The 20414-nt window shown below is 54.4% G+C and carries 21 protein-coding genes, 1 riboswitch and 1 other annotated feature; of the genes, 16 read left to right on the top strand and 5 right to left on the bottom strand.

Annotated elements, in window-relative coordinates:
* Nucleotides 1-102: 102 nt before the first annotated feature.
* Entirely contained in the window at nucleotides 103-588 is a 486-nt protein-coding gene (locus AC27IT_RS04525; RefSeq protein ID WP_429791033.1) for a PilZ domain-containing protein, read from the top strand.
* A 129-nt stretch (nucleotides 589-717) separates the two neighbouring features.
* On the top strand, nucleotides 718-1866 hold the full coding sequence (locus tag AC27IT_RS04520) for a DUF2087 domain-containing protein (RefSeq protein WP_005836149.1): 1149 nt from the start codon (nucleotides 718-720) through the stop codon (nucleotides 1864-1866).
* A gap of 50 nt (nucleotides 1867-1916) precedes the next feature.
* Here the strand turns inward: AC27IT_RS04520 and AC27IT_RS04515 are convergent, their stop codons facing one another.
* The 3 genes from AC27IT_RS04515 to AC27IT_RS04505 form a co-directional block, all read right to left on the bottom strand.
* Entirely contained in the window at nucleotides 1917-2225 is a 309-nt protein-coding gene (locus AC27IT_RS04515) for a hypothetical protein (RefSeq protein WP_122953454.1), read from the bottom strand.
* Nucleotides 2226-2358: 133 nt separating this feature from the next.
* Nucleotides 2359-2778 (bottom strand): spore coat protein GerQ, encoded by a 420-nt coding sequence (gene gerQ / locus AC27IT_RS04510; RefSeq protein ID WP_327920776.1) that lies wholly within the window; start codon nucleotides 2776-2778, stop codon nucleotides 2359-2361.
* A gap of 31 nt (nucleotides 2779-2809) precedes the next feature.
* Nucleotides 2810-3232 (bottom strand): cell wall hydrolase, encoded by a 423-nt coding sequence (locus AC27IT_RS04505; protein ID WP_327944773.1) that lies wholly within the window; start codon nucleotides 3230-3232, stop codon nucleotides 2810-2812.
* A 182-nt stretch (nucleotides 3233-3414) separates the two neighbouring features.
* Between AC27IT_RS04505 and AC27IT_RS04500 the strand changes: the two genes are divergently transcribed.
* Genes AC27IT_RS04500 through AC27IT_RS04490 form a run of 3 tightly spaced genes read left to right on the top strand, consistent with a single transcriptional unit; the run spans nucleotide 3415 to nucleotide 7207 of the window.
* On the top strand, nucleotides 3415-3831 hold the full coding sequence (locus tag AC27IT_RS04500) for a MerR family transcriptional regulator (RefSeq protein ID WP_007776524.1): 417 nt from the start codon (nucleotides 3415-3417) through the stop codon (nucleotides 3829-3831).
* Entirely contained in the window at nucleotides 3828-5399 is a 1572-nt protein-coding gene (locus AC27IT_RS04495) for a class I adenylate-forming enzyme family protein (protein ID WP_327944774.1), read from the top strand. Before AC27IT_RS04500 ends, AC27IT_RS04495 begins: the two co-directional genes overlap by 4 nt.
* On the top strand, nucleotides 5396-7207 hold the full coding sequence (locus tag AC27IT_RS04490; protein ID WP_431809281.1) for an acyl-CoA dehydrogenase family protein: 1812 nt from the start codon (nucleotides 5396-5398) through the stop codon (nucleotides 7205-7207). The genes AC27IT_RS04495 and AC27IT_RS04490 overlap by 4 nt, the downstream gene beginning before the upstream one ends.
* Before the next feature lie 74 nt (nucleotides 7208-7281).
* Here AC27IT_RS04490 and AC27IT_RS04485 read toward each other — a convergent pair whose 3' ends face one another.
* On the bottom strand, nucleotides 7282-7848 hold the full coding sequence (locus tag AC27IT_RS04485) for a YqaA family protein (RefSeq protein ID WP_005836138.1): 567 nt from the start codon (nucleotides 7846-7848) through the stop codon (nucleotides 7282-7284).
* 311 nt (nucleotides 7849-8159) lie between these two features.
* Between AC27IT_RS04485 and AC27IT_RS04480 the strand changes: the two genes are divergently transcribed.
* From AC27IT_RS04480 to thrS, 4 genes are all read left to right on the top strand, one after another.
* On the top strand, nucleotides 8160-8378 hold the full coding sequence (locus AC27IT_RS04480) for a hypothetical protein (RefSeq protein ID WP_005836136.1): 219 nt from the start codon (nucleotides 8160-8162) through the stop codon (nucleotides 8376-8378).
* Between the two features lie 163 nt (nucleotides 8379-8541).
* Nucleotides 8542-9648, top strand: a complete 1107-nt coding sequence (gene mqnC / locus AC27IT_RS04475) for a cyclic dehypoxanthinyl futalosine synthase (RefSeq protein WP_005836134.1) — start codon at nucleotides 8542-8544, stop codon at nucleotides 9646-9648.
* A 182-nt stretch (nucleotides 9649-9830) separates the two neighbouring features.
* Nucleotides 9831-10751: a putative sporulation protein YtxC gene (gene ytxC, locus AC27IT_RS04470; RefSeq protein ID WP_007776531.1), complete on the top strand. Its 921-nt coding sequence runs from the start codon at nucleotides 9831-9833 to the stop codon at nucleotides 10749-10751.
* Nucleotides 10752-10779: 28 nt separating this feature from the next.
* Nucleotides 10780-11043, top strand: a binding site (T-box leader).
* Between the two features lie 55 nt (nucleotides 11044-11098).
* Nucleotides 11099-13012: a threonine--tRNA ligase gene (thrS, locus tag AC27IT_RS04465; RefSeq protein WP_007776535.1), complete on the top strand. Its 1914-nt coding sequence runs from the start codon at nucleotides 11099-11101 to the stop codon at nucleotides 13010-13012.
* A 74-nt stretch (nucleotides 13013-13086) separates the two neighbouring features.
* On the opposite strand, the gene AC27IT_RS04460 is transcribed toward thrS, so the two are convergent.
* Nucleotides 13087-14817, bottom strand: a complete 1731-nt coding sequence (locus AC27IT_RS04460) for a methyl-accepting chemotaxis protein (protein ID WP_025844163.1) — start codon at nucleotides 14815-14817, stop codon at nucleotides 13087-13089.
* A 136-nt stretch (nucleotides 14818-14953) separates the two neighbouring features.
* Nucleotides 14954-15037, bottom strand: a riboswitch (cyclic di-GMP riboswitch).
* A gap of 298 nt (nucleotides 15038-15335) precedes the next feature.
* On the opposite strand from AC27IT_RS04460, the gene moaA reads away from it, so the two are divergent.
* From moaA to sat, 7 genes are all read left to right on the top strand, one after another.
* On the top strand, nucleotides 15336-16349 hold the full coding sequence (moaA, locus tag AC27IT_RS04455; protein WP_193373869.1) for a GTP 3',8-cyclase MoaA: 1014 nt from the start codon (nucleotides 15336-15338) through the stop codon (nucleotides 16347-16349).
* A 262-nt stretch (nucleotides 16350-16611) separates the two neighbouring features.
* The gene (gene infC / locus AC27IT_RS04450; RefSeq protein WP_005829338.1) at nucleotides 16612-17115 is read left to right on the top strand and encodes a translation initiation factor IF-3; all 504 of its coding nucleotides are present in this window, start codon (nucleotides 16612-16614) and stop codon (nucleotides 17113-17115) included.
* A gap of 30 nt (nucleotides 17116-17145) precedes the next feature.
* Nucleotides 17146-17343 (top strand): 50S ribosomal protein L35, encoded by a 198-nt coding sequence (gene rpmI / locus AC27IT_RS04445; protein ID WP_005829336.1) that lies wholly within the window; start codon nucleotides 17146-17148, stop codon nucleotides 17341-17343.
* A 91-nt stretch (nucleotides 17344-17434) separates the two neighbouring features.
* Nucleotides 17435-17794, top strand: a complete 360-nt coding sequence (rplT, locus tag AC27IT_RS04440; protein WP_005829335.1) for a 50S ribosomal protein L20 — start codon at nucleotides 17435-17437, stop codon at nucleotides 17792-17794.
* 273 nt (nucleotides 17795-18067) lie between these two features.
* A complete protein-coding gene (locus AC27IT_RS04435; RefSeq protein WP_007776543.1) occupies nucleotides 18068-18298 on the top strand; it encodes a hypothetical protein in 231 nt (76 codons plus the stop codon).
* 158 nt (nucleotides 18299-18456) lie between these two features.
* Complete coding sequence (locus AC27IT_RS04430) at nucleotides 18457-19158, top strand: phosphoadenylyl-sulfate reductase (protein WP_283858922.1); 702 nt, start codon at nucleotides 18457-18459, stop codon at nucleotides 19156-19158.
* Nucleotides 19159-19181: 23 nt separating this feature from the next.
* The gene (sat, locus tag AC27IT_RS04425; protein WP_007776549.1) at nucleotides 19182-20333 is read left to right on the top strand and encodes a sulfate adenylyltransferase; all 1152 of its coding nucleotides are present in this window, start codon (nucleotides 19182-19184) and stop codon (nucleotides 20331-20333) included.
* The last annotated feature ends 81 nt before the right edge of the window (nucleotides 20334-20414 follow it).

Here is a 20414-nt window from a genome sequence, read left to right as displayed (position 1 = left end):
GTCGATGGCGACGCTTGCGAATAAGCGGCAGAGGCAAGCTGGTGCCGGACGCGTAAAAGCGCTTCACTTGACTGTTTGGCCGAAAGTACAATGTAAAGGAAGATGGGGACAATGGCAGGTAGATCAGAGGGCAATCGACGCGAACATTTCAGACTGAAGCTGGAGTATCCCCTCTGTGCGGACATGACTATTGTCCTGGTTAAAGGAAGAACCATGGAAATTGGCAGTTCGAAGGTATTGGTTCAGGATATCGGGGCAAGAGGATTGTGTTTTTTGTCTCACCTCAAAATGCCTGCCAGCGATCAGCTCGTCCTGCAGTTTGAGATGAAGCTGTGCGCAGTCCCGCTGAAAATATACGGACATGTGGTGCGCTCCCGCTTGTGGGAGCAGGAGTTTTATGAATATGGGGTTTTTTTCACGATGGACGAAATCCGGCATCTGGAGGTCAGTCGATTGGTGAACCGGCTGGCGATTCGCTATCGGCAAAATCGGGGAATAACAGAGGGAAACTATTGGAAGGGCGATCGGCAAGCCTTCCTGCGAGAGCTTGCCCTCGTCAGCCAGACTTTGGAGACGATAAAAGCATAGCGGAGGCGATAGACAAAAAGCTCCCTTGTTTGCGCAGTTGCGCGGCATGGAGCTTTTTTCTTTTGACATAAAACAAACATAGTGTTAAATTGCCTATAATAAAACAGACGAATTGAGGATGTGTTTGATTTGAACGTGATGGAACAGTTTTGGAACGCATCTTTGCAGGAAGCCAAGCAAGGGTTTGTGGAGCGGACGCACGATTACTTGTGCCTGCTGTGTGGGGAGCAAGTGGAAAAAGGCATCATTTACCCGGTCGACGGCGCCCTGTTCGAAGCGTCTCGCTATATGCGCCACCATATCGAGCAAGAGCATGAATCGGTGTTTGCCCATCTGAGCGGGCTGGACAAACGGCTGAGCGGGCTTTCCGACCATCAGGCAAGCCTGCTGCGTCTGTTTTTTGCCGGCAAGTCAGACGCCGAGGTGCAGGCGGAGCTGGGTATTGGCAGCGCTTCTACGATCCGCAACCATCGCTTTGCGCTAAAGGAAAAGGAGCGGCAGGCAAAAGTGTTTTTGACGCTGATGGAGCTGCTGCGCGAAGCGGATCAGGACGGCCCGCCTGCTGCCGCGAAAAAGGGGAAGCCGCAAAAGCAGGAGGAAGTCCAGGTGGAGTCCGGCTCTGCCGAGTATGAAGCGATTTTGCAAAAATATTTTCCGCAGGGGCGAAGCCATGCTCTGGACCGGATTCCGCGCAAGCACAAGCACAGGCTCGTCGTTTGCCGCGAAGTCGCCAAGCACTTTGCGCCGGACAAAATTTACAGCGAGCAGGAAGTCAATGACATTTTGCAAGCTGTCTGCGCCGATTACGTCACGCTGCGGCGGTATTTGATCGATTACGGCTTTTTGACCAGAGAGGCAGATGGCAGTGCCTACTGGCGCACGGATCAGGACAGCGGCGAAGAGGCGCAGGAGGAGAAGTCTGCGAATCGCAAGCAAGCGCTCAAGCAGATGTACAAAGAAGTCAAAAGCGAAGCCGGGGTCTACCAGATTCGCAACAAGGTGAATGGCAAAATTTTGGTCGCGAGCAGCGCGAACTTAAAAACGATCAACGGGAAAAAATTCATGCTGCAGCACGGCTCGCATCCGAACCGCGAACTGCAAAAGGAATGGAACGAGCTGGGGGCGGACGCGTTCGAGTTCGAGGTGCTGGAAGTGCTGAAGCACCAGGACGACCCGAATGTCGATGTCAAGGATGCTTTGGAAAAACTGGAAGAAAAATGGGTGGAGAAGCTCGCTCCGTACAACGAGCGCGGCTACCATCAGGAAAAGCGGATGTAGTGGGGCCGATCAGCAGCAGGCTGCCTTTTTGCGGGCGGCCTGTTTGCCGTTTAGTCGTCCAGCAGGCGAAAGCGCTCCAGATGGTCGCCAAGCCCTGTCCGCTGCAAAATCTCTTTTTGTCTGGGCCCGATCAGGTCAAAGTGGGGAAACGGCTGGCGATGGTGGATATAGGCGGGGTTCAGCCCGTTCGCTGTGCACCAGTCCGCCAGCTTTTGCGTGTCGGCACAGCCTACCTTCGTCACCGTCTTTATCCCGGGAAAACGCGGGTCCAGCCAGTAATGGGTCAAAAAAGCGATTTCCCCGCGCTGTACGGCCTGTTTCCACTGGTTCAGCTCTAGTCGCGAAATGCCAAATGCCACGAAGTCTCATCCTCTTCCTTTTCAAGCTGGCTCGCATCGCTTGCGAGCTTGGTCGTTCTCCTTATTATAACAAAAAGACAGCCTCCGTCCGGCGTGCAGACGGAAGCTATCCTTTTGGGCTTGAGGCCAAAGCTTAGCGAACCCCTTGAGGAAGAGAAGGAGGAATGTAGTTCAGTTCTTCATCTGCCGTGATGTAGTCAGTATTGACCATGAGCAGCAGGTAGCGTTTGCCTGTTTGCGGGTCGCTGAGAATGATGTGGTCGCGTCCGGCTGTCTCCAGCACGCCGCGGAAAATTTTGGCGTTCCATTGGCTGTTGTTTTCAAACGTTTGGTAAACCGTAATCACTTTGCCGCGATTCATGCGCAAAATGTTTTCGATGTACGATTCTTCCACGACTTGCCCAGGCGTGTAAGGCGTGCCGGGGATCAGCGCGCCGCTTGGCTGCATAGGAACCAATTGCGGCTGCTGTTGCTGCATCCCGTAGGGAAACTGGGCGGAAGGATACATTTCATACCCGTACGGATACGGTTGGTATGGCATTTGCTGACTCATGATGAACTCGCTCCTTTATCTATCTGCTGATCTAATAAACGCGTGGACAATTTTCCCGCGATGGCACGAAGAAGCAGTGCGCCTTGTAGCGCCCGGAGTTCGTCTGGTCCCACCAGGTAGGGGGGCAGTTTCCGGAAGGGCGGTAAAACCAAAGCGCGTTGGTTGCGGGACGGGTCCGCTCGCCGTTAATCGTGCGCTTGGCCAACCGTCTTTCCCGATCGCGGGCGCGCTGGTAAAAGTACGGCTTTTGGACGGCTTCATACCCGCCCGGAGATTGGTACACCATATCCCGCATCGTCCGAATGTTTTTAAAATCGAGGCAGTTGGCGAGAATGCGGTTCACGCCGACGTTGCCGACCATGAGCATGCCCAGCTCGCCTTCTCCTTCGGCTTCAGCGCGGATCAATCGGGCAAGCATATCGACGTCATTACTGTTCGCTTTGATGACGGCCATTGCTTCACCTCCTCCTAAAACTCACAATGACAATATATGGGCGTATAACAGATCGGTGAATGTTCCTACGAATTTTTTCGCAGCAAGGAAGCTTCCGTTGACGTTAACGTAAACGGGAGGTAAAATATGGTTAGTCAATTATTTCTGAATATTTAAAAAGTGTCGTGAAGGAGCAGGCGTACATGAACAGAGAAGCCGACGAAAAGCGAACATCATGGTCGATCTCTGATCTTGCCCAAGAATTGGATGTCAGCACGAGAACGATCCGCTACTACGAGGAAGTCGGCTTGATTTTGCCGGCGCGAACGGAGCGGGGAATCAGGTACTACAGCCGCCAGGACCGGGCCAGGCTGCGCTTGATTTTGCGGGGAAAGCGCTTCGGGTTCTCCCTGGAGCAAATTCGCGAGATGATCGAGCTGTTTGGCGAGGACCGCAGCGGACGCGCCCAGCTTTTGCGCGCGATTGAGTACGGCAACCAGAAGCTCGCGGAGATTGATGAAAAAATCAGGGAGCTGGGCCAACTGAGGGAAGACATTCTCGCCTACAAGCGAGGATTCGAACAAAAACTGCTGGAAGAACATGGGGAGGGAAAACGATGAACGTATCAGCTTTGCTTGCTGCCAACGGACGCAAATATCCCGACAAGCCTGCGCTTGTTGCGGGAGAGGTGGAAGTTACTTTTTCCGAGTGGAACGAGATCGCAAGCAGGTGGGCTTACCGCTTGAGACAGCAAGGGGTCGAGCCGGGCGATCGCGTCGTGCTGATGCTGCCGAACTGCCCGGAGTTTGCTTTCTTTTACATAGCCGTCATTCGCTGCCACTCGCTTGTCGTGCCGATCAATGCGCGGTCGACGAAGGAAGAGGTGCGCTATATTTGCGAGCACGCACAGGCAAAAGCGCTGATCGTTCACGAAGCTCTCGTCCATGCCGTCAATGAGTGGATCGAAGAGGAGCCAGGGCTGATCGCGATCAAGACGGGGAACAGCCAGGGAGCGTGGGTAGGGACCGCGGCCTGGGAGACGGAAGAAGACGTCCTGACGCGGCTGGATGAATTTGCGATCAACCCGGACGCTCCCGACCTGACGGAAGACAGCGAAGTCAGCATTTTGTACACGTCAGGCACGACCGGGCGGCCAAAAGGTGTGCTCTATACGCACAGAAGCTTGCTGACCGTCGCCAAGATGATGGCGATCGAGCTGTCGATCCAGCATCGTTCGCGGATTCTCCAGCTCATGCCGCTCAGCCATTCCGCACCGCTGCATCTGTTCTTCATCTCGGGGCTGATGGTGGGAGCGACGCAGGTGATGGCGCTCACCTTTTCTCCGGAGCTGCTTTTGTCGCTCGTGCAAAAACACCGGATTACGCATTTCTTCGGGGCGCCAGTTGCGTACTTGCTGACGATGAAGCATCCCGAGTTTGCCAAGTACGATTTGTCGTCGATCGAATATTGGATGTACGGCGGCGCTCCTTTGTCCAAGGAAATGGCTACGCAGATGGAGCAGGCATACGGGCGGGACAAACTGGCGTGCGTCTACGGCCTGACCGAAGCCGGGCCTACTGGCACGCGCTTGCTGCATCGCGAGCACCCGGACAAGGTGGGCAGTGTCGGGAACCGCGGCGTTTTGTTTGCCGAAGTGGAAGTCGTGGATGAAAACGGCCTTCCCGTCCCGGCGGGTACCCCCGGCGAAGTGCGCGTGCGCGGCGAAGGCTCGATGAAGGGCTACTATAACACCCCCGAAGCGACCATAGAGACGCTGCGCGACGGCTGGATTTACACGGGGGACATCGGGCGCTTCGACGAGGACGGCTTCCTGTGGATCATCGACCGGAAAAAAGACGTCATGATTACGGGCGGGATCAATGTTTACCCGAAGGAAATTGAACAACTGCTGGAGCGCCATCCGGCGATTGCCGAAGTGGCCGTCGTAGGCTTGCCGCATCCGGAGTGGGGCGAGACGGTGACCGCCTATCTGGTGCTGCGCCCGGACGTGGACGCGAACCGCGATTGGCTGGCGGAGGTGCGCGGCTTTTTGAGCGGCCATCTCGCCGATTACAAGCTGCCGCGGCAGGTGGCAGTCATTCCTCAGTTGCCGAGAAATACGAGCGGAAAAGTGCTCAAGCACGTCTTGCGCGATTCGACCTCGGAAAAGGAAGTGGAGCTGACATGAGCGAGCTGCAAGCGAAAATCGACCAGCGCCGGTACAGTGACAACATCCCTCATCCGCGCCCGGGCAGCGAGCAAAACTTTTTCGCCGCCGATCCAAATCTTCATTATTTGCTCCAACGCTATTTGCCTGCCGCCATGCACGAGTGGGCGACACAGCAACTGCATTGGCTGGGAGCACAAGCGGCGGGGCCATTGGAAGAGCGGGCTGCCTATACGGATCGGGAAGGCAAGCCGCGCCTGCGCAAATACAACCGGCTGGGCGAGGACGTCTCGGAGATCATCACGAACGAAGGCTACAAGGAAACGGTGGCGGACGTGTACGGAGCGGGGATTGTCAGCTATTTGTACCACGACATTCCGGAGCTTGGACGCAAGGCGCCCTACAGCTATTCGTTCTTGATGGGCTATCTCGTCAGCCAGACCGAGCCGGGCTTTTATTGCCCTGTCACGCTCACGATGTCGGCGGCGTACTTGATCGACCGCTACGGAAGCGACGCGCAGAAAAAGCAGTATCTCAGCGGACTGACCTCGCGGGATCGCACCCGGTTGTACGAGGGCGCGACCTGGCTGACGGAGCGCCAGGGCGGCTCGGATGTGGGAGCGAATCTCACGGTGGCGAAGCCCGTGGAGGGGCAGTCTGGCGTCTATCGGCTGACAGGCGAAAAGTTTTTCGCGAGCAATGCAGGGGCGATGGTCGCCACCGTGCTGGCGCGAATCGACGAGAGCAAGCCGGGCACAAAAGGGCTGGGACTGTTTCTCGTCCCGTGGCTCAAGCCGGATGGGACGCGCAATCAGATCGAGGTGCGGCGCCTGAAGGATAAGCTCGGCGTGAACGCGGTGCCGTCTGCCGAGATCCTGCTCCATGGAGCGGAAGGCTACTTGATCGGCCAGCCGGAAAACGGCTTCAAATACATGGCGGAGGCGCTTAACCTGTCGCGCATTTGCAACGCGGTGGCATCCATCGGCATTATGCGCCGGGCGCTGTACGAAGCGAAATATTACGCGAGCCAGCGCCGGGCATTCCAAAACCCGATCGACCAATATCCGATGGTCAGAGAGATGCTGGTCAGCCTGCTGCTCGATACGGAAGTGAGCACTGGCGCGGTGTTTGACATGATTGCCGTGTACGACCGCCTGCAGGATGGCTCGGGAAGCCGCGAAGACATGGCGCTCGCCCGGCTGCTGATTCCGCTGCTGAAATACCGGACCGGAGAGGAAGCTGTCGAGGCCGCCCATGCGGCGATCGAGATTCACGGCGGCAACGGTTTTATCGAAGAGTACGTTACGCCGCGCCTGCTGCGTGACGCCCAGGTTTTGACGGTCTGGGAGGGCACGTCCAACATCCTCGCCCTGGACATTTTGCGCGTCATGCAAAAAGAAAACAGCCATGTCGTGTTCGCCCGGCTGCTGCGCTCCCGTATCGAAGGCTGGCGTCACGCCTTTTCACAGCCGTTTGCCGAGCTATTGCAAGCAGAGCTTGCGGTTTTGGAGGAAAATATCGCCTATCTTTTCCGGCAGTCGCCTGATTATGTGACATATAAATTGAAGGCGCTCGCCGACCACATGATCGACCTGTACGCGCTCTCCTGCATCGTCAGCGAGGCCGAGGACCAGGTGGCCAAAGACAACAACGCGCGCAAATACGTGCTGGCAAAGCTGTATGCGCAAAAGCATTTGACGCCAAAAGCAAAGCGCGGCATTCAAGGCGACGTACTGCTGGACGTCCAGTTTTTCCGCGAGCTGCTGGACTGCGAGCCGATCCCGGTGGAAGCGCTCCAGCAGCAGACGGCCTTTGCTTCCGCTACCTGAAAAAAACAAGCGAAAAAACGCCCGGGCAGTTGCACATGGCACGCCCGGGCGTTTTTGGTTGTCACGACAGCTTTTCAGGCATAGCGTTTTCGGCGCTTGTTCCAGATGAACCAGCCGATCGCCACAAGCGCGGCGGCGCCCAGCAGAGTGACCTCCAAGTATTCATCCAGCAGCACTTTGGCATGCTTGCCGTACAGGTGAAACAAGGTTCCGATCAGAAAAAATTTCAAGCCCCGGCCGACGATGGCAAAGAGCATGAGCTTTGTCAGCGAGTAGTTGAACACGCCGCTCAGCACGGTAAACACCTTGAACGGAATCGGAGTAAAAGCGCCGATCAGCACGGCAGCGTCCCCGTTTTTGGCGAATTTCTCGGTGGCGACCACGACCCATTTTTCCGGAAGCAGCTTTTGCAAAATCGGTTTGCCGAGCCATTTGCCGAGCAAAAAGCCGATCGGCGCGCCGAGAATCGAGGCGGTAAAGGCCACGGTCGCAAAGCGGAGCGCTGAACCGGGGTCGAGCAGACTCATCGCAATTTGCATAAAAAAGGGAGGAATCGGACTGATGAACGAATCCAAAAATGCCATGCCAAAGAGTCCCCATATTCCATATTGCATGAACAGTTGTGTGATTTGATCGAGCATGAGCATCTCCTTAGGACGTTTCCTCTCGGGTTTCCATTATACAGGAAAAAATCGCATTTCAGTAGTTAGGATATGCCGCTTTGTCCAAACACAGACCGCCAATTGGCTGATCCAACAGTAGGGGATACGTTTTTCTACGCCGGGGGGTTACGTTTTCCTGGCGTCTTCTCGCTTTGGGGAGATTCGTCCTGCGCGATTCGGCCCGGAAGAAGAGGAGGCGGGTGGTAAAGAAGTCCCTCGCTTTTTCATTGACGATAGGAAAGAATATCCATTAGTATAGAAAAGAAGGACATACAGTATTGGAGGAACCCATGAAGACATTGGGATCGGGGAAAGTCGTTTTTTATGCGCCGGATGGAACCAGCTTGCAGTTGACGGGAGAAATTGACGTGCGCGGAGATCGGGTAGCCGTGACGGAAATCATTTACTTTAACGGCCAGCCGAATGGCGCGCGCGAAACCAATCTGCCGCTTTCGCAAACCGTCATTTATTGGGAACCGGAAGTGTATGAGCAGATCGGATATGAATGATACCTATAGCAACAGAAACGGACAGCCCTGCTTTTGGCGGGGCTGTTTTTCGTCGTACCATCGTCGCGCCCTGTTTGTGCCAGCACCCCGAACTATAGCCGTTATGTCCCGATTGTGATATCATGTGGAATGGAATTTACGTAAGGTACGAGGAGTGATCCTTATGATCGATGCTATATTGGAACGTGCCCTTGCCGGAGAACGACTGGGCCTGGAAGACGGCCTCGCTCTGTTTGCCAGCAATGAAATTGAGAAGATCGGACACTACGCCAATCTGGTGATGCAAAAGCACCACCCAGAGCCCATTGCCACGTTTGTCATCAGCCGAAATGTGAACTACACGAACATTTGCGATACGTATTGCCGCTTTTGCGCCTTTTACCGTCGTCCCGGTTCAAGCGAAGGCTATGTATTGCCCAGAGAGACTATTTTCCAAAAGATTCAGGAGACAATTGACGTCGGCGGCACGGAAATCTTGATGCAGGGCGGGACCAACCCGGATCTGAAGATCGACTATTTCACCGACCTGCTGCGCGCGATCAAGCAGCGCTTCCCGCAAATTACGATGCACTCCTTGTCGGTAGCGGAAGTGATTAAAATCGCGGAAGTTTCCAACATGACGGTCGAAGACGTGCTCAAGGAACTGAAGGCCGCAGGGCTGGATTCGTTGCCGGGAGCGGGCGGCGAAATTCTCGACGACCGTACCCGCCGCAAAATTTCCCGCCTGAAAGGCTCGTGGAAAGAGTGGATCGACACGCAAAAAGCTGCTCACCGCATCGGCTTGCCAGGTACGGCGACGATGGTTATCGGCTTCGGCGAGGAAATGGAGGAGCGCGTGCTGTCCCTGATGCGCATTCGCGAAGCACAGGACGAGACGCACGGCTTCAAGGCGTTTATCGTCTGGACGTTCCAGCCGGACAACACGAACATGAAAGCCGTGAACAATACGCCGGAGGAATACCTCAAGACGCTGGCGATCAGCCGACTGATGCTGGACAACTTCGAAAATCTCCAGGCTTCCTGGGTGACGATGGGTCCAGAGTACGGCCAGCTTTCCCTTTCCTACGGGGCAAACGATTTCGGTCAGACGATGATGGAAGAAAACGTCGTCTCGGCAGCCGCATGTACCTACAAGGTGAACACCAACCAGATTCTCGAACTGATCCGCGGCGCAGGCAAAATCCCGGCGCAGCGCAACACCCAGTACGACATCTTGCGCGTGTTCAAGGACGGCGAGATGGCGGAAAGAGATTTTGTGATGCAAAACTAAATGAAAAAACGTTCAGCAACACGCTGCCAGATCGTCTTTTCGCAAGAGCGGAACAGACGATCTGGCAGCGTGTTTTTCTATCCCCACGAGCAACTTCCAATCCCCGGTTTCCAATCGTTTAAAAGTATATCGCCCATAAAGGGACATATACTGTAACTACAATTGCGGTTGGGGGGATGAAAATGCAAACGTTTCGCGTCTTGCTGGAGAATGTCCCTGAGCATAGTGGCACGTATCGCGTTATCGTAAATGAGATGATGGAGCGGGTCAATACTGCCCCGGTGCGCATTACATACAAGGAGCAGGAACAGGACGACTACTGCACGTTCCTTTTTCAAAGCTGGTGCGAAGAGGAATACGATGCGCAGACGATAGAGTGGGCGAGAGCTTTTGTGGCATTGACATTGGCGGAGTGGGTGACGCAGGTCAAAGAGCCGGCGATCATGCAGGAAATGGCTGCCGATTTGTTGGCGGCGGAGCAGATGGAAGAAGAATGGCCGGAAATTTTTCCCTACATTGAGCGCATGTGCCGAGAGATCGAGCTGGACGGACGCGAACTGCTGGCCGCCACGACTCGAAAGGCAAACGTCTACCGCAAAGCCTTTTTATACTTGGAGCAGGAGCGAACTATCAACGTATTGGGGTTCGTCAGGTTCCGGCTGCAGGAGCATTGGAATGAACTGTTCGAGCTGGTCGAATCGGGAATCGACGAATATTTGGAAGACAAGCAATACCAGGAATTTGTCGAGCTTCTGCGCTATTTTATCGCCGTACAGGAAGTGAAACAGGAAGTGGTCCATGTTGTTCCTAGTGTGGACAAACCTTTCCATCTTTATGACAAAAAGGGAGACCGCCTTTGGCTGGAACAGCTCGATTCCGTGCTGAGCATGGACGAACAAAAATGCCGCGATGAAGATTACTTGGTCAGCGCGCTGGTTACACTGGCACCGGAGAGCATCGTTTTGCACATGGCCGGGGAGAAGCCGGGGCTTGTGCAAACGATCCGCAGCATTTTTGACAGCAGGCTCATCACCTGCCATTCCTGTTCGTTATGCCTTGGGCAAAGACGTGTACTTGACGGGAACAATCCGACTAAACTATAATTAGCAGCAACAAGAGTGAATATCGCTTACAAATACGATGAGAAGGACATGGACGATATCGAGATCGCTCTAGAGAGGCGGGCCTTGGCTGGAAGCTTGCTGCGAGACGATATGGATCTACCCCCTTCGAGTAGCAGCCGGGAACGAAGCGTACGCTTTTACTAACGGCTTGCCGGTTCCATACCGTTACCATGTCAATGAGGAGTTTGTTCGGGCATCCGTTTTGCACGGCCCGTTTTGTAAAAACAGACTTGAATTAGGGTGGTACCGCGAGAATACACTCGTCCCTTCTGGGATGGGTGTTTTTTATTTTCTCAAAAACAACAAACAGGAAGGAAGAATCCAAGGTGGCACAAATTAACGTAACGTTCCCGGATGGAGCAGTCCGTCAGTACGAAGCTGGGATCACCATCGAAGAGATCGCAGGCTCCATCAGCGCGAGCCTGAAGAAAAAAGCAGTAGCCGGCAAAAAAGACGGCAAAGTCGTGGATCTGTACACGCCGCTTGAGGATGACGCAGCAATTGAAATCGTGACCCTCGATTCGCCGGAAGGCTTGGAAGTTTACCGTCACAGTACCGCTCACTTGCTCGCCCAGGCAGTAAGACGCCTGTACGGCAGCGAAGTCAAATTCGGGATCGGTCCTGTGATCGAAGACGGCTTCTACTACGACATGGACATTCCGGTCTCGCTCTCGCCAGAAGACTTGGGCAAGATTGAGGCGGAAATGGAAAAAATCGTGAAGGAAGACTTGCCGATCCGCCGCAGAGTCGTCAGCCGCGACGAGGCGACAAGAATTTTCCAAAACCTCAACGACCATCTGAAGCTGGAACTCATCCGCGACTTGCCGGCGGATGCGACGATCACCCTGTACGAGCAGGGCGAATTTTTCGACCTCTGTCGCGGCCCGCACTTGCCGTCCACTGGCTACATCAAAGCGTTCAAGCTGATGAGCGTGGCAGGTGCATACTGGCGCGGAAAAGCGGAAAACCAGGTGCTGCAGCGCGTCTACGGTACCGCTTGGCCGAAAAAAGCGGATATGGACGAATATCTGCACTTCATCGAAGAGGCGAAAAAGCGCGACCACCGCAAACTGGGCAAAGAGCTGGAGCTGTTCATGTTCTCCGAGGAAGCGCCTGGCATGCCGTTCTACCTGCCAAACGGCTTCACTGTCCGCAACGAGCTGGAGCAGTTCTCCCGCCGCCTGCAACAGCTTGCCCAATACACAGAGGTGCGCTCGCCGTTCCTCATGAACGAGCGCCTCTGGAAAGAATCCGGTCACTGGGATCACTACAAGGAAAACATGTACTTCTCTGAAGTCGACAACGCGACTTACGCCTTGAAGCCGATGAACTGCCCAGGACACATGCTCATTTACAAAAACGCAATGCATTCCTACCGCGACTTGCCGATTCGCTATGCCGAGTTCGGCCAGGTTCACCGCCACGAATATTCCGGCGCGCTGAACGGCATGCTGCGGGTTCGCACCTTCTGCCAGGATGACGCACACGTATTCGTCCGCCCTGACCAGATCGAGAGCGAAATCAAAAACATGATTAAGCTGATCGACAAAATCTACAAAGTGTTCGGCTTTGAATACAGCGTAGCACTTTCGACTCGCCCGGAAGATTCCATGGGCTCCGACGAGCTGTGGGAAACAGCGGAAAGCTCCTTGAAAAAGGTGCTGGAGCAACTGGAAATGCCGTATGAAATCAAGGAAGGCGACGGTGCGTTCTACGGACCGAAGATCGACTTCCAAATTACCGACGCGCTGAAACGCCGTCACCAATGCGGAACCATCCAGCTCGACTTCCAAATGCCGGAGAAGTTCGACCTGACTTACGTGGGCCAAGACAACGAAAAGCATCGTCCGGTTGTCTTGCACCGTGCGATGTACGGCTCCATGGAGCGTTTCATCGGCATCCTGATCGAGCACTACGCAGGCGCATTCCCTGTCTGGTTGACTCCAATCCAGGCGCGCTTGATGAACATCAGCGAGGTGCACATTCCGTACGCCGAGCAAGTCAAAGAAAAGCTGCAACAAGCTGGCATCCGCGTAGAGCTGGATGCGCGCAACGAAAAAATCGGCTACAAAATCCGTGAAGCGCAAGTGCAAAAAATCCCGTACATGCTGGTTATCGGGGAAAAAGAAGTGACAGACGGCACTCTGTCTGTACGCAGACGGGGAGTAGGCGATGAAGGCGCCATGACCGTTGATGAGTTCGTGGAAAAAATCCGCGCCGAAATCAACGAAATGAAGTAAAGCAAAAAGGGCAGTTCTCACCCGAACGGTGGGAACGGCCCTTTTGTTTTTGGCGAAAACGGTGGCGACAACTGCTACAGCTCATTTTCCAGACGGGTAAGCAGTGTTACGACTTCATGGGACGCCCGTTGAAGCTGCTCGTACGCTTCCTGGGCGCCGGCGAGATCCTCGGCCTGGTATTTTTCCACTGCCTGCTTGGCGTAAAAATGTACTAATTTGTGCGGCTCCTCCAGCTTTTTGAAGGTCGGGTTGTTGCGCACAAGCGGCGGCAAGTCGCTGTAGTACCACGTCCCCAGTCGGCAGTGATGGTGCGAGGCCATTTCTGCGGCGACCAGGTTTTCCAAACCAAGGAACATGTTGTAAATTTTCCATTTCCACAGCAAATGATCCGTTTTGGCCACGCGCACGATGTCTTTGTAGCTCAATTTGACATTGATCGTAAAGAACGTCTTGCGGTACTCATCCATTTTCCGGCTCAGTTCGAGAATGATTTGCGCGGTGTCTTTGGCGATTTGCTGCGAATGTGTGCTCAGGTCAAAAATCGTGGAGTTGCGGTGGGCGATATCCGTGACAGAAGAAGCCTGTTCCTCGGTCATGGCGGCAATTTGCGAGGTGGATTGGCTGATTTCCTGCATGGTGGACACAATCTTGTTCAGGGCGACATCGGCGAACTGGGCTTCCCCGACGCTGCGCTCCACCAGCTTGCTCGTGCTGTCCATCTGCTCCGTCACTCGCTTCGAAACTTGTTGCAGCGACTCCATGTTGTCTGTGATCCGGCTGATCTGTTCTTTTGTATGCTCGGCCAGCTTGCGCACCTCAGTGGCTACGACCGCAAAGCCGCGCCCTTGCTCTCCGGCCCGGGCGGCCTCGATACTGGCGTTCAGCGCGAGCAGGTTGGTCTGCTCGGCGATTTCCCGAATGATGCGGATGACGTCCTGTGTCTGATGAATCTCCTGATTGAGCTGGTTTACCCTGCTCATGACCTCGACAAAGACGTGGCCCACCTGGCGGATGTCGCCGAGAGCGGCATTGATGATCTGTTTGCTCTGTTCAGCGGATTGCACCGCTTCGTCTGTCCCTTCTGCGACTTTGACCGCGTGGTTGGCGACTTCCTGAATCGAGGCGCTCATTTCTTCCGTTGCTGCGGTGACGCTGTGGCTTTCCTCGATCTGCTCGTCCATTCCCGAGATAAGCTGCTTCGTCGTGTCGAGCTGGGTCATATGGTTGAGCATGCCGGAGATGCCGAACAAAAACGATTTGAACGTCTCTTCCATATACACTTCCACAATCAGTTGCTGATCGAATGCTGCCAATTTTTGCACAGCGGTGACCATTTTCATCATCTGATGCGGCTGATTGCTCCATTTTTCCATCAAAATCGTGGTCATGATCTGAATCAGCAGATGGTGTGCAGAAATAAAATGATCGGCTGTCAGATGAATGCGGCTGTGAACTTGCCCGATGACAATTCTCGTTTTCACGTACTCATGGTTGACTTCTGCTGTGAGAAACTGCTCCAGGTAGACCTCCAAAGTTTTTTTCAACCGCTCCAGGCTGGAGTTGTCGAGGATGATCTTCTGGAGGTGGGGAACGTTAGTGATCGACTGGTAAAACCGGGATACGATCTCTGCTTTAAAGGGGTAAATCGTGGTAGCAGCCTCTTTGACGTGCGCCAATGTATCCTGATCCACGCCCAAAAAAGACAGGCGCTCTTTCACGCGTTCGCCCACTTCGGCAATGTCAGTTGCGTGGGAAGCTTTCACATACTCATTCCATGGCTTTGCTTTCTTTGCAAAAAATTGCATGCAGACCTCCGAATTTTACATTTTATTGATTTACTCAAAAATTGAGAAAGAGGGGGCGATTGCCATTGCTGCAGCTTGCCGTTTCTGAGCAGTGGACAAGGCCTTTGTTCTGGGATAAAATAAACCGACCCTACAACGAAAATAGGGTCGGTTGCACTACTCGCTCCCAGCCATTCAAGTGCCCACATACAAACGGCTGATCTTCGCTTTCCTTATTGAAGAGGAATATATAGAGCATAATATATAGTCATATTATCCTATGTTTATACAAAAGGGAATAGTCAAAAAAAATGGTTTGCACATTGGCGTGCACCGGGTCATTTTTCCGATTTTCATCGGCTTGCGACCGCTTTTGCAACAGCGAAAAGTGCAGGAACAGGAGCCGTTCGCAGGCGGAATATGGTACGCTAATAAAAAGCCGGAATCGCATGTTGGACATCAATACGAGACAAACAGGAGATAGAGTGGCATGCCAGGCTCAGCCAGGAAAAGGAGGGTGACCACCAGTGCTAGAGCAGATGCAAGTACGTGACACACGAAAGCGTCCTCTCCGTGATCTGCGCATTTCCGTGACAGACAAATGCAATTTTCGTTGCCGGTACTGTATGCCGGCTGAAATTTTCGGGCCGGAGTTTGAATTTTTGCCGCAGCACAAACTGCTGTCGTTTGAAGAAATTACCCGCTTGACCCAAATATTCACAGCGCTCGGCGTGCGGAAAATCCGGATTACGGGCGGAGAACCGCTCGTGCGCAGGGATTTGCCTGAATTAATACGAATGATTCGAAAAATAGAGGACGTTCACGATATCGCCATGACGACCAATGGCTCGCTGCTCGCCCGCCATGCCCAGGCTTTGAAGGAAGCCGGGCTTGATCGCGTCACCGTCAGCCTCGACAGCCTGGACAACGAGCGGTTTGGCATGTTAAACGGCAGAGGCTATCCGGTGGATGCCGTGCTCGACGGGATTCGCGCGGCGGCGGAAGCGGGACTCGGGGTGAAAATCAACATGGTCGTCCAGCGCGGTGTCAACGACCAGGACATTTTGCCGATGGCCCGTTATTTCCGCGAGCAAGGCCATACGCTGCGCTTCATTGAGTTCATGGACGTAGGCAACAGCAACGGCTGGAAGCTCGATCAGGTCGTGCCTTCCAGCGAAATCGTCCGGATGATCGACGCAGAAATGCCGCTCGTCCCGGTCGAGGCGAACTACTTCGGCGAGGTCGCTTCGCGCTACCGCTACGAGGGGAGCGATCAGGAGATTGGGCTGATCTCGTCGGTGACACAAGCCTTTTGCTCTACCTGTACGCGGGCGCGGCTGTCGGCAGAGGGGAAAATGTACAACTGCCTGTTCGCCTCCGCCGGCTATGACTTGCGCGAGCCGCTGCGCAGCGGGCGAAGCGACGAAGAAATCCAGGAGCAGATTCGCGCGATCTGGGAAAAGCGCGACGAGCGCTATTCGGAAGAACGGCTGGACGAAACGCCGGGGCTGCAAAAGCGTCCGAAGGTGGAAATGTCCCACATCGGAGGATAAAAAGCGATAAGCCTTGACAAAGACAACTCTACCTTGTATTATAAGTTGCGTGTATAAACACTTCATACTTCGAGAACAAGCAGAGGCGCCCAGCTTCTCACCTGGGTCGACGTCCGACACGACTGTTGACAGGTAACTCTTATGCAAAGATCCTTGGATCTGATGAAATTGCTTAGGTGAGATATGTGCGGGCGCAGATGCGTTCGCACATTTTTGTTCCTTCTCGAAATTGACGGAGGTGGCAAGTATTAGCAAGGATCAAATGTTAATCAACGAAGCGATCCGTGCCCGTGAAGTCCGTTTGATCGGCGCTGACGGGAGCCAATTGGGAGTCGTACCCTTCAGGGAAGCGTTGCGCATTGCCCAGGAAGCCGAACTGGATCTGGTAAACGTTGCTCCGACAGCCAAACCGCCTGTATGCCGTATCATGGACTACGGAAAGTTCAAGTACGAGCAGGCGAAAAAGGAGAAAGAAGCACGGAAAAACCAGAAGATCATCGAGCTGAAAGAAGTGCGTTTTTCTTCTAACATCGAAGAACACGATTTTCAAACCAAGCTTCGCAACGTCCGCAAGTTCTTGGAGGATCACCACAAGGTGAAGTGTACGATCCGTTTCCGTGGACGTGAAATCACCCACTCCGAAATCGGGCTTGGCGTTATGGAGCGTGTAGCTGCTCAGTGTGAAGATCTCGCTACGCCTGAGCGTAAACCGAAGATCGAGGGCCGCAGCATGATTATGATTCTGGCTCCGAAAGCGGAAAAGTAAGATAGTAGTTTAGACAGGAGGACTTTTCAGATGCCTAAAATGAAAACCAACAAGGCTGCTGCAAAACGTTTCAAAAAGACTGGAAGCGGCCAATTGAAGCGCGACCGCGCATTTGGTAACCACATGTTCGCCAACAAAACGACTAAGCAAAAGCGCCACCTGCGCAAAGCTGCACTCGTTTCCAAAGGCGATCAAAAACGCATGGAGCAAATGCTCACTTACCTGTAAGTTTTCGCATCATTACACACATTACGCAGCATGAGCTCCCTAAGCGCCTAGCAGTAGGCCGCCATGCTGGAAAGACCAGGAGGAGTTTAGTATGCCAAGAGTAAAAGGTGGCATTGTTACACGCCGTCGTCATAAGAAAATCCTGAAGCTGGCGAAAGGATACTTCGGTTCCAAACATCGCCTGTTTAAATCCGCTAATGCGCAAGTAATGAAATCCCTGCTTTATGCATACCGCGACCGTCGTCAAAAGAAACGCGACTTCCGCAAACTGTGGATCACCCGTATCAACGCGCAAGCTCGCCTGAACGGTCTGTCCTACAGCCGTCTGATGCACGGCCTGAAAGTGGCTGGCATCGAAGTGAACCGCAAAATGCTGGCTGACCTGGCTGTGAACGACAAAGCTGCGTTCAACGAACTGGCAGCAGTTGCAAAAGGCAAACTGAACGCGTAAGCACATACGCAAAAAGCAAAGCCGATCTTTCCTGGTGGGGAAGGTCGGCTTTTTTTGCTTGTCGGAGAGGCTCTCCCCTATGAATGAACATCCGAAAAGCGCAAGGGCAGCAACGAAACGCCATCGTTTTTTTAAAGAAAATGGACAACGGGCGTAGAGGCGGCTCCGTCTCAGGTTGGAGCAAAAAACAATCTCCCGTCCGTGTCGAGAGGATGGCTCCCTGCCGTACAATAAAAAGCGTCAAAGGAAAACATTGGATAGGAGAGAGTAGAGATGAAAAAACAAAAGTGGATGGTAATGATGGGTGCAACTGCGGTGGTCTGTTCGGCGCTGTTCGTTCCGGGAGCGTTCGCCAAAGAAAAGGATGATGCCTACGTAGCACCCGTCGTCTTCATCACAGGAGCACCGGCGGCACAAAATGTAGACCAGGCGAATCTCAACACGATTCCGACAGGCAGTTCGTTTATTTTCCCGGCAGCAAACAGTGACTCTGACAAAAAATAAGAGGGAGCAATCCGCGAGGAGCGATCGGCTACAGGTCTGGTCGCTCTTTTCGTTTCTTTCGGTGCCGTCGCGGCAGTTTTGTCAGCAGGACGAATCGCCACTTCCTGCCTCCCGACATATGATGGTGGGGGAATCCTAGCAGGAAAGGAGTTTCGCTGATGAACAATCGCCAGAGGATGGCGGACGAAGAGCTGCAAGTGTGGGCGTACCGGATGGAAGCCAAATCCCCGCAGGATGTGCTTGTTCTGGCGGTGGAACACTTCGCAGGCAACCTCGTCCTCGCCTCAAGCTTCGGTGCCGAGGATGTCGTGCTGATCGACATGCTGCACAAACTGGCCCCGACGATACCTGTTTTTTATCTCGATACGAACAAACATTTTCCCGAGACGTACGAGACGCGCGACAAGCTGGAGGAGCGGTACCAGACGAAATTTATCCAGGTGCTGCCCCAGATGACGCTGGCTGAGCAGGAGAAGAGCCACGGAGACAAATTGTGGGAGACAGACCCGAATCTGTGCTGCCAAATCCGCAAAGTAGAGCCTTTGACACGGGTGCTGTCCGGCTACGACGCCTGGATTACCGGCATTCGCCGCGATCAGGCGCCTACCCGCGCCAATGCGAAAAAAGTGGAATGGGACGATAAATTCAAGCTGGTGAAGTTCAACCCGCTCGCGGACTGGACGATGGACCAGGTGTGGGCATATATACACGCGAACGATGTCCCCTACAACCCTTTGCACGACCGCAATTATCCAAGTATTGGCTGCAGTGTTTGCACCCGGCCTGTCCAGTCAGGGCAGGACCCGCGCGCGGGCCGCTGGGCCGGCTTTGACAAGACCGAATGCGGCCTGCACAAGTAAGGGAACAAAAGGGAGGACACGCTATGCATACGATCTCGCCACACGGTGGGACGCTGATTGAACGGCTGGAAAGTCAGCCGGAAGCGATAACCAGAGCCGCTGGCAAAAAAGCAATCGTGGTCGATCAATGGACGTTGTCTGACATAGACTGCCTCGCCATTGGCGCCTTTTCCCCGCTGACAGGCTTTCTTTGCGAGGACGACTACCATTCCGTCGTGGAGCGGATGCGGCTCGCAGACGGGACGGTTTGGCCGCTGCCCGTGACGCTGGCAGTCGATGCGGCCGAGCACGCGGACATCGAGCCGGGGGATGCGGTATGGCTGCGCGGCGAAGATGGCGAAGACTACGCCATACTCCAGGTGCAAAGCCTCTACCAGCCCGATAAAGCCCGGGAGGCAAGACAAGTGTTTCGGACAGCGGACCGGGCGCATCCGGGAGTGAAAAAGCTGATGGAAAAACCGGGGCTGTACGTGGGCGGTCCGGTGCATGTGCTCAAGCGGCCGCAGCCCGAGCGGTTTGCCGAATATTATTTGACGCCGCGCGAGACGAGAGAGCTTTTTTCCCAAAACGGCTGGAAGAGCGTCGTCGGCTTCCAGACGCGCAATCCCGTCCACCGGGCGCACGAATACATCCAAAAGGCGGCAATGGAAATCGTCGACGGGCTTTTTCTCAACCCGCTGATGGGGGAAACCAAGTCAGATGACATCCCCGCGCAAGTGCGGATGAAAAGCTACCTCGCCCTGCTGGAAAACTACTACCCGAAAGAGCGCGTGCTGCTCGCGGCCTTCCCGGCGGCGATGCGCTACGCAGGTCCGAGAGAAGCGGTATTCCACGCGCTCGTCCGCAAAAACTACGGCTGCACGCACTTCATCGTAGGCCGCGATCACGCGGGCGTGGGCGATTACTACGGGACGTACGACGCGCAGCACATCTTCTCTGCATTTGCGCCAGAGGAGCTGGGCATCCAGTTGCTGTTTTATGAGCACAGCTTTTATTGCACAGCCTGCCAAGGAATGGCGACGGCCAAGACGTGCCCACACGCTGCAAGCGAGCATCTGACGCTGTCCGGGACAAAAGTGCGCGCGCTTTTGCGCAGCGGCCAGACCCCGCCGCCGGAATTTACCCGTCCCGAGGTGGCGCAAATTTTGATCGAGGGACTTCGCGACAATCTGTAAAACAAGTTTACGAACAAAAGGGAAGGGCGGGCATTGCCGGTCCGTTTCCTTTCCCGAGAAAGGGGACAAGCCGAAAGAAAA

The organism is Brevibacillus sp. YAE8 (genome assembly GCF_057543335.1).
This window is presented reverse-complemented; position numbering and strand designations above follow the sequence as displayed.

Coding starts and splice junctions, on each gene's coding strand:
- AC27IT_RS04525 (WP_429791033.1), top strand. CDS start 103: ATGGGGACAATGGCAGGTAGATCAGAGGGCAATCGACGCGAACATTTC.
- gerQ (WP_327920776.1), bottom strand. CDS start 2,778: ATGAGTCAGCAAATGCCATACCAACCGTATCCGTACGGGTATGAAATG.
- AC27IT_RS04505 (WP_327944773.1), bottom strand. CDS start 3,232: ATGGCCGTCATCAAAGCGAACAGTAATGACGTCGATATGCTTGCCCGA.
- AC27IT_RS04500 (WP_007776524.1), top strand. CDS start 3,415: ATGAACAGAGAAGCCGACGAAAAGCGAACATCATGGTCGATCTCTGAT.
- AC27IT_RS04495 (WP_327944774.1), top strand. CDS start 3,828: ATGAACGTATCAGCTTTGCTTGCTGCCAACGGACGCAAATATCCCGAC.
- AC27IT_RS04490 (WP_431809281.1), top strand. CDS start 5,396: ATGAGCGAGCTGCAAGCGAAAATCGACCAGCGCCGGTACAGTGACAAC.
- AC27IT_RS04485 (WP_005836138.1), bottom strand. CDS start 7,848: ATGCTCGATCAAATCACACAACTGTTCATGCAATATGGAATATGGGGA.
- AC27IT_RS04480 (WP_005836136.1), top strand. CDS start 8,160: ATGAAGACATTGGGATCGGGGAAAGTCGTTTTTTATGCGCCGGATGGA.
- mqnC (WP_005836134.1), top strand. CDS start 8,542: ATGATCGATGCTATATTGGAACGTGCCCTTGCCGGAGAACGACTGGGC.
- ytxC (WP_007776531.1), top strand. CDS start 9,831: ATGCAAACGTTTCGCGTCTTGCTGGAGAATGTCCCTGAGCATAGTGGC.
- AC27IT_RS04460 (WP_025844163.1), bottom strand. CDS start 14,817: ATGCAATTTTTTGCAAAGAAAGCAAAGCCATGGAATGAGTATGTGAAA.
- moaA (WP_193373869.1), top strand. CDS start 15,336: ATGCAAGTACGTGACACACGAAAGCGTCCTCTCCGTGATCTGCGCATT.
- infC (WP_005829338.1), top strand. CDS start 16,612: ATGTTAATCAACGAAGCGATCCGTGCCCGTGAAGTCCGTTTGATCGGC.
- rpmI (WP_005829336.1), top strand. CDS start 17,146: ATGCCTAAAATGAAAACCAACAAGGCTGCTGCAAAACGTTTCAAAAAG.
- rplT (WP_005829335.1), top strand. CDS start 17,435: ATGCCAAGAGTAAAAGGTGGCATTGTTACACGCCGTCGTCATAAGAAA.
- AC27IT_RS04435 (WP_007776543.1), top strand. CDS start 18,068: ATGAAAAAACAAAAGTGGATGGTAATGATGGGTGCAACTGCGGTGGTC.
- AC27IT_RS04430 (WP_283858922.1), top strand. CDS start 18,457: ATGAACAATCGCCAGAGGATGGCGGACGAAGAGCTGCAAGTGTGGGCG.
- sat (WP_007776549.1), top strand. CDS start 19,182: ATGCATACGATCTCGCCACACGGTGGGACGCTGATTGAACGGCTGGAA.